At 38.7% G+C, this 15,771-nt stretch carries 10 protein-coding genes and 3 tRNA genes; 5 read left to right on the top strand and 8 right to left on the bottom strand.

All coding sequences use genetic code 11. From position 1 onward, the window contains the following. Nucleotides 1–2: 2 nt before the first annotated feature. Together ACEW8U_RS13420 and ACEW8U_RS13415 are read right to left on the bottom strand one after the other, a co-directional pair. Nucleotides 3–3,083 (bottom strand): TAT-variant-translocated molybdopterin oxidoreductase, encoded by a 3,081-nt coding sequence (locus ACEW8U_RS13420; RefSeq protein ID WP_373522563.1) that lies wholly within the window; start codon nucleotides 3,081–3,083, stop codon nucleotides 3–5. A 38-nt stretch (nucleotides 3,084–3,121) separates the two neighbouring features. Continuing rightward, a complete protein-coding gene (locus ACEW8U_RS13415; protein WP_373522562.1) occupies nucleotides 3,122–4,381 on the bottom strand; it encodes a c-type cytochrome in 1,260 nt (419 codons plus the stop codon). A 566-nt stretch (nucleotides 4,382–4,947) separates the two neighbouring features. On the opposite strand from ACEW8U_RS13415, the gene ACEW8U_RS13410 reads away from it, so the two are divergent. The 5 genes from ACEW8U_RS13410 to ACEW8U_RS13390 all read left to right on the top strand — a co-directional run bounded on the left by ACEW8U_RS13410 (nucleotide 4,948) and on the right by ACEW8U_RS13390 (nucleotide 8,578). After that, nucleotides 4,948–5,017 (top strand) — tRNA-OTHER (locus ACEW8U_RS13410). 334 nt (nucleotides 5,018–5,351) lie between these two features. Then, nucleotides 5,352–5,424, top strand: a tRNA-Cys gene (locus tag ACEW8U_RS13405). Nucleotides 5,425–5,594: 170 nt separating this feature from the next. Beyond that, a tRNA-Cys gene (locus ACEW8U_RS13400) sits at nucleotides 5,595–5,665 on the top strand. Nucleotides 5,666–5,869: 204 nt separating this feature from the next. Beyond that, on the top strand, nucleotides 5,870–6,343 hold the full coding sequence (locus tag ACEW8U_RS13395) for a (2Fe-2S)-binding protein (protein ID WP_373522561.1): 474 nt from the start codon (nucleotides 5,870–5,872) through the stop codon (nucleotides 6,341–6,343). Nucleotides 6,344–6,346: 3 nt separating this feature from the next. Continuing rightward, nucleotides 6,347–8,578: a molybdopterin cofactor-binding domain-containing protein gene (locus tag ACEW8U_RS13390; protein WP_373522560.1), complete on the top strand. Its 2,232-nt coding sequence runs from the start codon at nucleotides 6,347–6,349 to the stop codon at nucleotides 8,576–8,578. A gap of 7 nt (nucleotides 8,579–8,585) precedes the next feature. Here ACEW8U_RS13390 and ACEW8U_RS13385 read toward each other — a convergent pair whose 3' ends face one another. From ACEW8U_RS13385 to rpsA, 6 genes are all read right to left on the bottom strand, one after another. Further along, nucleotides 8,586–9,890, bottom strand: coding sequence for a hypothetical protein (locus tag ACEW8U_RS13385; RefSeq protein WP_373522559.1), 1,305 nt, complete (start codon nucleotides 9,888–9,890; stop codon nucleotides 8,586–8,588). A 3-nt stretch (nucleotides 9,891–9,893) separates the two neighbouring features. Continuing rightward, on the bottom strand, nucleotides 9,894–10,493 hold the full coding sequence (locus tag ACEW8U_RS13380) for an outer membrane beta-barrel protein (RefSeq protein WP_373522558.1): 600 nt from the start codon (nucleotides 10,491–10,493) through the stop codon (nucleotides 9,894–9,896). Between the two features lie 346 nt (nucleotides 10,494–10,839). After that, nucleotides 10,840–11,796, bottom strand: a complete 957-nt coding sequence (locus ACEW8U_RS13375; protein ID WP_373522557.1) for a hypothetical protein — start codon at nucleotides 11,794–11,796, stop codon at nucleotides 10,840–10,842. Continuing rightward, entirely contained in the window at nucleotides 11,793–12,818 is a 1,026-nt protein-coding gene (locus tag ACEW8U_RS13370; protein WP_373522556.1) for a hypothetical protein, read from the bottom strand. Before ACEW8U_RS13370 ends, ACEW8U_RS13375 begins: the two co-directional genes overlap by 4 nt. A gap of 104 nt (nucleotides 12,819–12,922) precedes the next feature. Then, nucleotides 12,923–14,107: a hypothetical protein gene (locus tag ACEW8U_RS13365; RefSeq protein ID WP_373522555.1), complete on the bottom strand. Its 1,185-nt coding sequence runs from the start codon at nucleotides 14,105–14,107 to the stop codon at nucleotides 12,923–12,925. Nucleotides 14,108–14,259: 152 nt separating this feature from the next. Next, nucleotides 14,260–15,771, bottom strand: a 1,512-nt coding sequence (gene rpsA / locus ACEW8U_RS13360) for a 30S ribosomal protein S1 (protein WP_373522554.1), incomplete at its 5' end; no start/stop codon positions are given.

Here is a 15,771-nt window from a genome sequence, read left to right as displayed (position 1 = left end):
TATTACGCTTCTGTTTTTTCCTTATTTCTGATTTTGGTAAAATACCATACATTTGGGCTAACATTAAGGTATTCAATCACATGATATGCCCTTTCCTCATTCACTTCCTTAATTGCCGCGGTGGTATCTTCCTGAATTTTCAACATTTGTGTGATCTTGCTGTTGGAGTCATTCATGTCACCAAAAACAATGGCATCCGTAGGACAGGCTGTAGCACATGCCATATTAATTTCACCATCCTTAATCTTTCTGCCTTCTCTTTTGGCTGAAAGTTTTCCAGATTGGATTCGTTGGACACACATGGAACATTTTTCAATGACCCCTCTTGCCCTTACAGTAACATCAGGGTTCAATACCATTTTACCCATATCATCATTCTGCGCCACATTGACAGTTGCAAAATCTTTGTTATCATGATATTTGAACCAATTGAACCTTCTAACTTTATATGGACAGTTGTTGGCACAATATCTTGTACCAATACATCTGTTATAAGTCATTTGGTTGAGGCCTTCGGAAGAATGGGTTGTAGCAGCAACCGGACAAACAGTCTCGCAAGGAGCATTGTTACAGTGCTGACACATCATTGGCTGGAATGTAACCTCAGGATTTTCTGCTGGTGTTTCAAGTTCCTTACTGGATGAGGCACCTTCTGGTGAACTATAGTATCTGTCTATTCTTATCCAAGCCATTTCTCTTCTATTGAGAACTTCTTGTTTACCTACTACTGACACATTGTTTTCAACTTGGCAGGCAACTGTACAAGCCCCACAACCAATACATGAATTCATATCAATTGCCAAACCCCAATGGTGTTGACTATATTGATGTCCAGCCCACATGGAAATTTTAGAGGGTTTTACAAATTCACCTTCCATATAGACTTTCGGATGATGTCTTCCGGCCGATGCATTTTGCTTGTATTCAGGAAGAGTAGCTTCTTGAATGACATACTCCCTATCCATGTAAGTCTCATGCGTTTGGGTTTGGGCTATTTTGTAAGTATCTGCTAAAAGTTCCACACTTACTCCTTCTGTGATATCAAAATTCACAAAGCCTTTGGAAACATCCAAAAGCTCATAGGCATTGACACCAACCCCATTAGCAACTCTTCCTCCCTTTGTACGACCATATCCAAGTGCTAACCCTACCGTTCCGTAAGCTTGACCGGGCTGCACCATTATTGGTATAATCAGCGATTTTGCTCCCACGGTAATTTTGGCCTTTCTGGTTGCACCTTCTGCCATTTTTAAATCATTCTCATTTGCCCACTTCTGGGAAACGGTCAGGTAGTTATCCCAAGTAGCTTTAGAAATCGGATCTGACATTTCCTGAAGCCAAGGGTTGTTGGAAAAAGTACCGTTGCCTATTCCAACTTTGGTATAAACACTTAATTCAACAACCTCACTGGACGCACTATAAGCATTTGATACAGCTGAGGCTGCTGCTGAAATATCAGCGAAACCGGAAACCCCAGAAGATTCTGAAGGAACCGAATATACTCCATTGAAAAGAGATCTGTCCCAAAACTCCTGAAATTCTGTGATTTCAGTTTGGGATCCAAATAAACTTGAATTCCAGTTTCCCTGTAAGAAGTCATAGTAGGTAATATCTGAATCAGACCAAACCAAGAAAGATTCCTGCGCCTGTCTAGTTTCAAATAGCGGAGAGATAACTGGTTGGGACAAGCTATATTCTCCATTTTTTGGATTAAAATCATTCCAGGACTCTAAGTAATGATGGTCCGGAGCATGATATTGTACTAAAGTTGCCGTCTCATCCATGGTCCCGTTTGTTGCAACAGAAACCTTGACCTTTGATAAACTTTCAGCAATTGCAGCTCCTTGGGCAAAATCATAAACAGGATTACAGTTATAAAATATAACTCCACCGATCCTACCTGCATTAAGGTCAGACACAAATTGATTCATTCTAACATCATCACCCTTTCTATAGTAAGATGGTTTGGAAAAATCAACTGTTACACCATTATTCTGAAGAAGGTCGTTAATTGCATTGATGACAATTTGGACATTTGGATCATTGGATCCTGAAACTACTATAGATTTTCCTCTGTTTGCCCAAAGTTCTTTAGCAGCCTTGTCAAGGTGTTCCACTTCGACTGCATCTCCTGAAACTGTGGGCCCACCTGCTTGTTTCGCCAATGAGTTATATAAGGACAATACTGCCAAACCACTCTGAGATGGTTTAATCGGTGTTCGGTAATCAGCATTGGCCCCTGTCAAAGAAAGCGTAGATTCGAATTGGAAATGACGGGACATGAAAGGCTTTTCTTTCGAAATCTTTCTGCCTTTACTATATTGTTTTGCGAATTCAATCGGTGAAATCCAAGTACCAAGGAAATCGGCACCGAAGCTAACAATGACACTTGCCTTATCGAAATGATAACTTGGCAATCCCTCAATACCATAGGTGGTCTTAGCCGCACTACTTATCCCGAAATTTGATATAGGATCATAGGTGACAATTTCTGCCCCGAATTTTTCTGAGAGTTGATTAAGCGTCAGTTGGGTGGATGGTGAAAGGACAGTGTTTGTAACGATCCTTACCTGACCAGCTGAAGCTAATTTGGCTTTCACTTCAGAATCAAGGATAGTCCATTCCACTTTTTCACCATTAATGTGTGGTCCTGAAAGTCTTTCCCTATCATATAATGATAAAACGGAAGCTTCCACAATGGCATTTACACCGCCACTGTTGATTGGAGACAATTCATTTCCATCAATTTTAATTGGTCTGCCTTCCCGGGTTTTTACAACTATTGACGCATAATCACCACCTGACGAAAAGGTTGATGCATAATAATTAGGAATCGAAGGATTAATATCAACGGGCTTGTTAATATAGGGGATTGCTTTCCTTATAGGTGCTTCACAGGCAGCCAAAGATGCTGCGGCCACACTAAAGCCCATAAGTTTTAAAAAATCCCTTCTTGATGGACCTTCCTCGGAATTGAGTGACGAAGGCATTTCAGGAAATTCTCTATCTGCATTTTTGACAAACTCCGGATCGTTTGTTAGTTCTTCTAACCCTTTCCAGTAGGTCTTTTTATTTTCTTTCATTGTATAATCAAGAAGAGTACGTTCTGAATTGATTTAAATTAATAGTGGCACTTCGCACATTCTAAACCGCCAATGTCTTTGACTTTCAAAGCATTTTTTGACTCAGAATGAAGCTGAACCAATTTATCATAATATTCATTACCCTGCGAATTGATATCTGTCTGTCTGTGACAATCTATACACCATCCCATGGTCAGCGAACTGTGCTGATAGACCACTTCCATTTCTTGTATGGGACCGTGACAGGTTTGACATTCCACACCACCTACCGCAACATGTTGGGAATGGTTGAAATAAGCCAAATCAGGAAGATTGTGAATTCTGACCCATTCAATCGGTTGATTATTATCAACTGCATTATAAATTTTCTGGATTTCAGGGGAAATACCCTCTTTTCCACCAACATTTTGAATGTGGGCGTGACAGTTCATACAGATATTGGCAGAAGGGATATTGGCGGATTTGCCAATTTCCACTCCCGTGTGGCAATATTGACACTGCATTTCATATTGACCCGCATGAAGTTGGTGGGAAAAAGCAATGGGCTGAGCAGGAGCATAGCCTTGTTGAACACCAATTGTATATAATTGATCAATACCTGATTTAGCAACAAAGGCCACCACAAGGGTAGTAATGATAATTATGAATGCATCAGACCTTAATAATTTCTTGAAATCGAATTTTTGGTTAATAAATTCCTCATCAACTTCATCTAATTTTTGACTTGATAGGTATTTGGTAAGGATCGAAATGATCAAACCCAAAACTACCAAAATCAACAATAAAACTATTACAAGTACAGCTAGGATGATAGTTAGATATTCACTTGGAATTCCTCCGCCTGTTCCAACCTGACCACCTTCACCGCCACCCGCAGCAGCGGCTGCAGGATCTACCTTTTCACCATATTCAATATAAGACAGTAAGTTCATTACATCATCATCAGAAAGAAACTCATGCGCAGGCATGGCCAACTGATTGAATTCATTATAAATGGCAACAGCTTCTGCATCGCCAGTAGCAATCAATGCCTGTGAATTTCGAATAAACTTTTTGTTCCATTCAATTGAATGACGGTCCGAAACTCCTCTCAGTGCGGGGCCTACATTCTTTTGGTCAAGTCTGTGACAGGTTCTACAATTGGCATTGAAAATAGCTTTTCCAGCTGCAATCGCTTCTTCACTGTCAGAAACATCGGGATTAACCGCAAAGACCTGTGTACTCATCGAAAGGAGAAACACAAGTAACAATGTGCTTAACCTTAAAGGAACACTTAATAATGAGCGTTTGATCGTCATATTTATTACTTATTAAACAGTTTCGTGCACGTTTTTTGATAAACACTGCAAATGTACTACCCCGATTCTATTTTTCAAACTTGGATGAAATAGATAGCTACTTGGCGTTTATAGATTCTAATTATTTGTAAGTTATTGTTTTACAATAAATTAAAGAAGCATTCTTAAACCTAAATTCAATTTAGAATGATTATAAATAAAAGAATATTTGGTAAAATTCAGAAGAAAACAAAATGTCAAGAAAATCTCCTCAAAAAATTAGCTTTGCGGGAATTTTAAATGGGAGCAATTATTTGGAGTTCATTTTAAAATTCAAAATCAATTGCTTTGTAAATATGATAATTTTATATTTCTTTGCAATGTATAAGGATGAGTTTCCTAATAGTAATAAGGCTTCAAAAAGTCTTTTTAGGTTTTTCAAATAAAACCTTGTCCTTTATTGGAATAGTGGACGCTTAAGTCACCCCCGATCAAATGTTCCATTCAATTTATTTTACAGTCAGCAAATATTTGTTGTCGGAAATCTATGTTTGTTCGGGAAAAGCCTGTTCAAAAATTAACTTTATGGTCGAGTGACTGAGTGCTAAGTGGGAGTTCGCAAGGCTCTTTACGGTGGTTCGAATCCACCCTCGACCTCTATAATTCATGGAAATGTTTATTTCAACTGGAATTAATCTTTCCCTGAAAATTTTATCCTCTGTAAACAATCCAATTGTCAGCAGAATTACGAAAGTACCGGATATGCTGGTGCAGATATTTCAATTATGGTCGAGTGACTGAGTGCTAAGTGAGAGTTCGCAAGACACTTTACGGTGGTTCGAATCCACCCTCGACCTCTATGATTCATGAAAACCAAATTTGTTTAAAAAATATTTTAGTTTCGATAAATTTAAAAAACAATCCAAAATCTTTTTCGTTGTTAAGGTGTTTATAGGTGAAGAAAAGCTTTCTTTATAATTATCTTTCTCAAGGTCGGGTGGCCGAGTGTTAGGCGAGGGTTCGCAAGACTCTTTACGGTGGTTCAAATCCACCCCCGACCTCCAAAGCACTTAATGCAAAGCGCTTTTTTGAAAATAAAGTAAAAGTAAATTCTTAATTCATTTGATTGATTAAGAAACCTTTGGTGAAAATTAGAAATCAAGGTCTCAAAATTTACACTTATTACATTTGCTTAAAAACTGAATATACCTACATTTGCATTCCTATTTCAAAAGGTCGCGTGGCCGAGTGGCTAGGCAGAGGTCTGCAAAACCTTGTACAGCGGTTCGAATCCGCTCGTGACCTCAATAAAAACAAATAAACCCCCTTCGCATTCTGCGAAGGGGGTTTATTTGTTTTTAAATGGTATTTAAAAAAATCTGATTTTTCCGCTCTCTTTTTACCAATCAATTCATTTCCGTCTATCCTTCCCATTTTTCCTTTCAAACTTGTTGGATTTGAAATTAGGGGGATTAAGGGTATTTTGAATTTTTACTTAATAAAAACTATATGACTGTAAAAGCCCAACTTGATCTAAATGGAAAGAAAGTACAAGTGGAAGTCGATGAGAAAGAACCGCTTTTGTATGTGTTGAGGGAAGAGTTTGGGCTCAATGGGCCTAAATTCGGTTGCGGGTTGCATCAATGCGGAAGCTGTATGGTGTTGGTGAATGGGGAAGCTGTTCCATCATGCATCCAACCTTGCAAATCCTTTGAAGGGAAAAAAATTGAAACCATTGAAGGTTTGGAAAAGGGCAAAGGCCTCCACCCTTTACAGGAATCATTTTTTGAAGAACAGGCAGCCCAATGTGGCTATTGTTTAAACGGAATGATGATAGCCGGATTGGCATTATTAAGATCCAATCCAAAGCCAAACGAAAATGAAATAAGGGATGCCCTAGAGCCTGTAATCTGCCGATGCGGCACACATACCCGATTCATTTCTGCTATCAAAAAAGCATCCTCAAAAACCACGAAATTTTAAAATATGAAACTGACCACAACAAATAGACGAACATTCCTCAAAAGTTCCGGACAGCTTCTGATCGGATTCAATCTTTTTCCTTTGGCCTTTTGCAAATCTAAGGAAACAGAAAATACCTTGATGAATGATTATGGCGGAATTTCTGAAAGACCACATATTGACAGAAACCTGATCGATTCTTGGATAAGATTAGATGCAGATGGTCATGTGACCATTTTGACTGGAAAACAGGAATTAGGACAGGGGATTAGGACTGCATTGATGCAGATAGCTGCTGAGGAACTGGATGTTGACCTGGAAATATGTCATATTATTAACGGTGATACTGGGCAGACAGCCAATGAAGGCTATACGGCAGGAAGCAATTCGGTGGAAGGAAGCGGCAAAGCCATCCGTCAGGCTGCTGCTGAGGCAAAGTTGGTTTTATTAAAATTGGCAGGTGAAAAATGGGGGACGGACATTACAGGGCTACAGGTCAAAAACGGTATTATTCAGGGCGGTCCTGATAAAGAAATATCCTATTGGGAATTGTTGGAGGGAAGATACTTGGAAGAAAAGATAACCGGTGATGCACCCATAAAAGATCATAATGACCACGTTTACGTAGGAAAAGCAGTTCCAAGGGAAGATATTATGAAATTAGTTCGGGGAGAAGCTCACTTTGTCCATGACCTAAGATTGCCTGACATGGTACATGCCCGTGTTCTCCACCCACCGGTATATAAAGCAAAGCTTGTTTCTATAGACCTTGACAATATAAAAGACCACGATGGGATTTTAAAGGTAATTGAAGATGGGAGTTTCGTAGCCGTTATCGCAAAAAGAGAATTTCAGGCAGTCAAAGCATGGCAGCATCTCAAAGAAAGCAGTAAATGGGATAGCCCAAAATTGGGTCCTTTGTCAGAAGCACTTTTTGAAGATATGAAAACCAATGCCAATTCTCCCCAAATAGTTGAAGACAGCCCGGGCATATCAGGTAAAATCAATTCCTCATTCAAAAAAATCAAAGCTGAATATCAGAGACCCTACCAAATGCATGGTTCCACTGGCCCTTCTTGTGCTGTAGCAAAATGTGATGATGATAACCTGACTGTATGGTCACCAACCCAGGGTGTGTATCCCCTCCAAAATACTTTATCAGATCTTTTTGGGTTGGCAAAAGAAAAAATCAGATGTATTGGAATGCCCGGTTCGGGCTGCTACGGACACAATGGTGCAGATGATGTCTCCGCAGAAGCAGCATTGATTGCCAAACACTATCCCAGAAGACCTGTACGCCTGCAATGGATGCGGGAGGATGAACACCAATGGGAACCCTATGGTTCTGCCATGTCCATTCAGTTGGAAGCAGGTATGGATGAAACTGGAAAGATTCTGGCTTGGGACACCAAAATCTGGTCTGATACGCACAGCACACGACCCAATGGAAAGGCAGGGCATTATGTTTCTGCAAGACATTTAAAAGAGCCTTTTGAATTTCAAAAAGGAGGTTTTTCAGGAGGTTCATACCGGAATGCCACACCTTTGTACAATATGCCTGATAAAAGATTGCATTTGTACAATTATGATGGCCCATTGCGGACTTCTGCTTTGAGGGGACTTGGGGCTTATGGGAATATCTTTGCTTTGGAATCATTTATGGATGAATTGGCCTCTGAGGCAGGAATGGATCCTATTGCCTTTAGAATTAAAAACCTGGACGATAAAAGGGCCATCGCTGTCTTGGAAACTTTGGCCTCCAAAACCGGATGGGATTCCAAGCTGAAAAATCCAGGTAAAGGCTATGGGGTTGCTTTTTCCAAATACAAAAATTCAGCCTCCTATTTCGCTGTTTTGGCTGAGGTGGAAATCAACAAAGCCGAAAAATCATTTAAACTGACCAAAATGACTGGAGTGATAGATTCCGGGCAGTGCATCAATCCTGATGGGTTGAAAAACCAAACCGAAGGTGGCATGGTCCAATCTGCAAGTTGGACCTTATTGGAATCTGTTCAGTTTGATGAAAATGGCATTTTAAGCAAGGATTGGAGTTCCTATCCTATAATGAGATTTAAGGAGGTGCCTGAAATCGAAGTCCATATTATCAATCGGCCTGAACTTTCTCCAATGGGTGCAGGGGAAGCTGCGCAGGGACCTGTTGCAGCGGCGATAGCGAATGCTATATTTGATGGAACTGGAACAAGAGTTAGGGAATTGCCAATAAAGGCTGAAAAAGTGGATTGGGAGAGATTTTAATTAAACATTAAAAATCAGGCACAGAAATTTTAACCACTTTTTGGATCCCGCCAACACTATAGATAGAAAATACAATAGCCTTGCCCTGATCTGTCCAACTCAAACTAGTGCTTGATGAAACAAAATTTTCATCATTTTTAAAATAAGAAATCTGGTTTAATTTACCATTGGTGATATCCAAAGTCCAAATTTGTCTACTGCCTGACCTATCAGAAATAAAGGAAAGTAATCTCTCATCAAATGTGGAAAAAGCAGGAGCCATATCATTCCATTGGGAAATCACCAAATCTTTTTTTTGGATCCCTGATCCATATTCCAAACCATAAATATTGTAAATTGGTCTGTTCTCCACCACCCTAATATTGTCCACAGCTACAATGTCTTTAAACACTGATCCATCCATACCTGTAAATAAAGGCAAACCTACTCCCTGTTCAGGTAATTGAAAAGAGGGCCACAGTACTTTAGTGGTACCATTAGTTTCAGTTCTCCATAACCCCATGTTTCCTCTTTCCAACGAATCTGAAAGAAATATCACTGCAGCATTACCTCTTTCGAAACTGGGGAAATATTGTTGATACTGACCCGAACTAATCACGGTGGATTCTTTGCTGTTTATATCAAAAATTTCCAATCGGGTTGGTTTATAACCTTGAGCAATTTGACTCAACCCGTCATCAGTTCCAAAAACAATCTTTTTTCCATCTGCAGACCATTGCGGATGATGACTGTTCAGCTTGATCAGTTCCGTTTGACCCGAAAATAAATCAAGTAAATAAAGGCTTAAGGTCATGAAGTTTTGATCACCTTCAGACCATCGATAATTAGAAATATAAGCTATCTTGTCCCCATTAGGATTTATTTTAGGATTAAATATTGGATCCCAATCATCTGACTCCATCAAGGTTTGAAATTCAGGAAATGGATTGGGGATAATCATGACCCTGTTTGATGTGGTTTTTTGACCGGCCCGATGCGTGGTCAAATAAAACTCATAAGGTTTACCAAATTCCAGATTCTCCACCAAAAATGCTTTTTCATCTGCACCCAAACGTGAAATGCGGATAAAATCATTAGTTCCTGGGTATTTCCCGAAAATCTCATATCTACTTCCTTCCACCCAATCAATACACATCCACCCTGGACAAAATCTGGAAAAATCCCAGTTTAGCATTACTTTTCCCTCTTCGGTAAGGTTAGCGGTCAAGTTTGGAGTGCCGAGTATAGCTCCTTCAGGAATTGGGTCATCCCATTGCTTTTCACAACTTAAAAAGCCAAAGATTAACAGTATAAGATAGTATCGTATTTTCATGGTTTAAAACTTATACGCCAACCCAAATTGTACTCCGAATTCGTTCAGGTTATAGTTGGTGGACTCAAATGGAATGGTTGCATGTCTTTTGAAATGAGGATGGACAAAGACACCAACTTTCTTTAAATAATGCTCGGCACCAATCCCCAATAGGTAACCTATTCCTGATTGGTTATAGTCAGGGTTTTTTGACCGCTGAATATCGAGCATGGGGCCAGCATTCACATACAAAAAAGGAAAAATGGAATAACGCACTAAAACAGGAAAACTGAGCATTTGAAATCTTTCAGAAGGAGGAAGCATGGTTGATTCATGAGCAGAAACCATTCTGTGGCCGAGTACATATTTGAAATCTGCAGATGCAGCATTCAATCCAGCTTCAATTGCCCATGTCTTACTTAACTCCTTTCCCAGTAAAAAGCCGAATTCCCTTAACCCTTCCGGATCATAACTTAAACCTCCCCCAACCACCTCTTCTTTGACAAGCAATGCTGCATCAGAAATACCGTAATAAACTTTCCCATAAAATGAATTTTGGGCTTGTGAAGTTTGGACTCCAAACAGGAACAAAAACAACTTTAAAGAAACGACTAGTTTACTCATAAAAACTTCAATAATAGGTGGGAAATTTGATTGATGAATGATAAGAATTTATTCGAATCTAACCATCTATATTATTGGGGACGTAAAAATCATTCAAAATGCGACAAAATTCCCCGACTTGCTACCAATTAAATAATAAATCCTTTTGAAATAAAGCTTCTCGAATAGTTCATTTTTTGACCAATTGAAGTTTATAAAAGGTGATGTAATCTTGCTCTTCCCCGAGATAATCATCATCCCTAAGCCCGTAAAAGGGCTTATCCAGTTCCTCAATATTCAAAATTCTTCCAATGCTATATGGTATAATGATTTCATTTGAAAGGCTGGAATCTTGATATATGACTTTTTAAATCTGATTTTGAAAGTCTTTGTATTTGGGAAAGTTTTTTGGAATGTGCAATTCATTTTGGAAGAAAACATCTTCGTCAATACCTTCCATAAAAATGACCACTGATCCCTTTTCTGTTACGAATAGTTGTCTGATTTCACCATCAAGCATTTTTCTCTCTGAGATATATTGGTATTTTTCTTGATGTTCACCATTGTCCAAAAATTTAGAGGGCTGAATATCAATAGTGTTTAAGTATTCTCCACCATGGCTTAAATCGAAAGTATGAATCATTGGCTCATTGCTGAGTGCCAAGAACAGAATATTCCCGGATATGCCAAATTGGACCCAAGGTCTTTCATAGTATTTATCTGAAGAATATCTTGAAGTACTTGGAGTTTTAATTATTGGTTCTGAACCTCCTGTTCTTGGATCAATTTTTTCTAAAAGAAAATGGTCTCGGAAGAAATGTGGATCGTAGGGATTTGCCCCATCTCTACCTGGGTAAAAACTTAATAATGAATCATTCCAATATTCCAAATTGCGAAGTAATCCACCTCCGTCTTTTGCCTCACTTGGAAATGATAGTTTTATTTCCTGCTTTAAAGATAAATCAGTATTTAATTCATACAACCAGCCCATAAAACTTGCTGCGAAAAGTCTTCCATCCTTTGTGTACCGCAATTGGGTTGGATATTCGACTTTTCCCGGCCCATCCTTTGGGTAAGTCATTTCATAACTAATTTTCCCAGTTGAATCAAACTCAATCAATTTATTTTCCTGAAAATTAAAAAACACTCCCTTCCCATTTCTAAAATCTCCTCCACTTACAACTCCCAAATAATCAACCTGAATAGAATCCAATATCACAAGTTCCCATTCGTTAGAAAAACTCTCCAAATCTGACTTATTATTTGATGAACAAGCGAGAAGTAAAAAGAAGAGAAATAACATCGCCAAAATCCTGATTTTCATATTTTGACCAATTTAAGTTTATAAAAAGTAATATAATCCTGCTCTTCCCCGAGGCAATCATCATCTCTGAGGGCATAGATTGGTTTATCCACAGACTCGATGTTAAGTATAAATTTGATTTTTGAAGGAACAATCATCTCATTGGACCAACCATATCCATACCTGTAGATTTTGAGATAATTGGTAATGAATTCCGGATACCGGAAAAAATTTTCTCTTTCCTTTAAGTTATTGTTCGTAAAAGTATCTTCATCAATTCCACCATGATATGTGACAATGATATGGTTCGAATCTGAATATATGCCTCGGATTTGTGCTTCAAACATTTTTATCATTTCTCGATATGTCACAGGAGTGTTTTGTCCTGGGAATAATTTAAAATCGGTTGGCTCCATATCAATACTTCTTTGCCAGGTAATACTATCCCCTAAAGCATATACATGCAAAATGGGCTCATTGGAAAAGGTAAAATACAAGCTGTCGTTTTCTATGGTGAAATTTATGTTGGGCCGATTAAAAAAATCATCACTGCTAAATTTTGATGTCGGAGGTGTATTAACAACTGGTTTTGATGTTTCTGTATTTAAATCATACAATTCCAAAAGAGGGTAATCTCTATAAAAATGGTCAATATAAGGACTGATACCATTGCGTCCTGGATACCATAACAGCAATTTTTCTTTCCAAACAGCAATATTTCTTCTGTTGTAGGCACCGCCTCTAGCTTCACCCATAAAGGGCATTTCCAAACTTTCTTTTAAATTAAGGTCGCCATCGAAATGATAAAAATTATTAAATGAAGTCGTTCCAAAGAATTCTCCTTTATGTTCAAGTAAAGTCTCCAAGCGCATTACTGACCCAGGTCCTTCTTTAGGAAATTCTTTTTTTACAAGAATATTTCCTGTTGAGTCAAACTTAATCAAAGTACTATTTGAAATGTCTTTAATCAGACCTATTCCATTGTTAAAAATCCCCTCTCTGATGTCAGCCAAATAGTCCACCTGAATTGAATCTAAAATCACAAGCTCCCATTCGTTTGAATCGACATTATTCCTGGAATTTTTTTCTACTTCGGAACAACCCAATGTCATTGCTAAAAATAAAATTATACAGATGCAATGTTTATTCATTTGGCTTCCACTTTCACTTTGTAAATTCTTAAAAAATCTTCCTCTTCATTTGGGTCTAGGATTTTTTGCATCCATAGAAATCCTCCCCTTGATGCAAAACCACTTTTATTTATTCGGTTGGGAAAATCAAGATAGCCCACGTTTTTCAAGGTTTCTTTATCTAAAATCAAGACTCCCTGACTGACTTCACTTTCTGCTTTACTGTAGAACTTCGCAGCTTCTTCTTTATCACCCGAACTCCACATGCCTTCAAGCTCTTTCATTGTACCATCCGGAAAACCTCCATAGTAATGGATCATGATTTTTTCATCCACAACATGTATGTTTCTAATGGCAGGAGTATTTCCTTTGATCGTTATGGAACCATCAGAAAATTCCTCACGAGATGTTATAGGAAGTTTTTCGAAACCTGGGATCTGAAGATTGATAATGGTATCAAGCTTTGCTCCTTCAGGGCTTAGCGTATATACAATCAATCGATTTTCCCCACCCAAAGCAACGTAAAGTTTGTCCTCGAACGCCTCCAAAGCAGGTGCGTAATCACTTTCAAAGTAACCGTTCCCATCTAAAAATTGGCTTCCTTTTTCAAAAGGGACAATTTCAACAAAGTTGTCATTTTCAATATCAATAAGTTCCAATGCCTTAAAAGTGTCATAGAATAATTGCTCACCAGCAAAAGTGTCACGGGTGCGCACGGATTTACTGAGCAAATATTTTCGGTCGTTGAGCATCACTGTTTCGATTCCTTTTCCGGGAAAACTCATAAAACCTGCGCCACCCAACAATTCAGGATGTTCCATTTTTTTGACCATGTTGCCCTCCAAATCATAGATGAAAATTCCTTTCATCCCTGCTAGAGCAATTTGGTTATCATTTATAAAGCCTGGAAATTCCATCAGAAAACCGTAGGCATCAGGGGTGTCTTCATTTTTTGAAAATCGACTAAAAACATCTCCTGATTGATCAGTGAAGACAAATTCTTTACCAGCAAAATCATAAAAGGCAAACCTGTCTGCTTTAGGATTAATATCAATCAGCATTGGGTCGCCTAAAATCTTTAAATCCAAAGAATCTACTACTTCAAAAGAAAAGCTATTAGAAATTTCAATCTCCCGTTCTTTTTGATTGGCACATGAGAAAAAAACCAGTGAGATAAACAGGTATTGACAGTATCGTTTCATGTTGAAAAATTAAAAAATAAACCTGAAAAACGCTACACTTAGTTATTTTTTCAGTTTGAAACAAACACAAAAAAAAAAGTGCCCACCTTCCGGCAGACACTTTTAAATATTTGATACGAACCATCTTGGTTCTTGTCTCTTTTTTCTAAAGATTACTTCTTACCACCTTCCATCTTTTCCTTCAACTCAGCCAAAGCATCGATATCTCCTAAGGTGGATTTATCAGCTGTAGCTTCGGTTGCCGGTGCAGATGCTTTTTTGACGGCTTTCTTAGGAGCAGCAGCAGCTGGTCTGGCTTCTTCTCTAAATGTAGCAGTATGGGAAAGAACAATTCTCTTGTCATCTTTGGAGAATTCAGTAACTCTGAAATCCAAAGATTCACCAACTTCTACTGAAGATCCGTCCTCTTTTTCCAAATTCTTAGAAGTAGCAAATCCTTCCAATCCATAAGGAAGTTCTAAAACAGCACCTTTATCATTTTTGGAAACTACTGTACACTTATGGTCAGAACCTACAGGGAATACAGTTTCGAAAGTATCCCATGGATTTTCTTCCAATTGCTTATGACCTAGGGCCAATCTTCTGTTGTCCACATCAAGTTCCAATACAGCAACATCCAATTCATCACCTACTTTTACAAACTCTGCAGGATGTTTGATTTTCTTGGTCCAAGAAAGATCAGATACGTGGACCAAGCCATCGATACCTTCTTCCAATTCAAGGAACAAGCCAAAGTTGGTCAGGTTTCTTACCACACCTTTGTGTTTGGTGCCAATGCCGTATTTAGAGGACATATCACCCTTAGTCCAAGGATCTTCAGTCAATTGCTTGATGCCCAAAGACATTTTTCTTTCGTCTTTGTCCAAAGTCAATACCACCGCTTCGATCTCATCATTGACTTTCACAAAGTCAGCAGGATTTCTCAAGTGCTGGGACCAGCTCATTTCAGACACGTGGATCAAACCTTCAACTCCAGGAGCCAATTCGAGGAATGCTCCGTAGTCTGCTACGTTTACAATCTTGCCTGTAACTTTGGAGCCGATTTCAAGATCAGCAGAAAGTGCATCCCAAGGATGTGAAGTCAATTGCTTCATACCCAAAGAAATTCTTTTCTTGTCATCATCAAAATCAAGAACCACAATCTGAACTTTGTCGTCCAAATTAAGCACTTCTTCCGGATGATTGATTCTTCCCCAAGAGATATCAGTAATGTGAAGCAAACCATCTACACCACCCAAATCGATGTAAACACCGAAGTTGGTCATGTTTTTGATCACTCCTTCCAATACCTGACCTTTCTCAAGGTTGTTCAATATTTCAGCTTTTTGTTTCTCAAGATCTTTCTCGATCAGGACTTTGTGAGAAACGACTACGTTATCATTGGTGTGGTTGATTTTAACCACTTTCACTTCCATTTTCTTACCTACATAGATATCAAAATCCCTGATAGGCTTCACATCAATCTGGGAACCTGGCAAGAAGGCTTCAACACCGTAGATATCCACAATCAGACCACCTTTGGTTCTTCTTTTTACTAGGCCTTCGATGACACTGTCATTGGCCAAGGCATCTTCGATATCGCTCCATGCACGGACCATTCTGGCTTTCTTTCTTGAAAGCACCAATTGACCCAATGAATTTTCCTGCTCTTCGATGAACAATTC

It is taken from the genome of Aquiflexum sp., from assembly GCF_041751335.1.
In the GTDB taxonomy this organism is placed as follows: Bacteria; Bacteroidota; Bacteroidia; order Cytophagales; family Cyclobacteriaceae; genus Aquiflexum.
The sequence above is the reverse complement of the archived record's forward strand: the minus strand, read 5'-3'. Positions and strand labels throughout refer to the sequence as shown.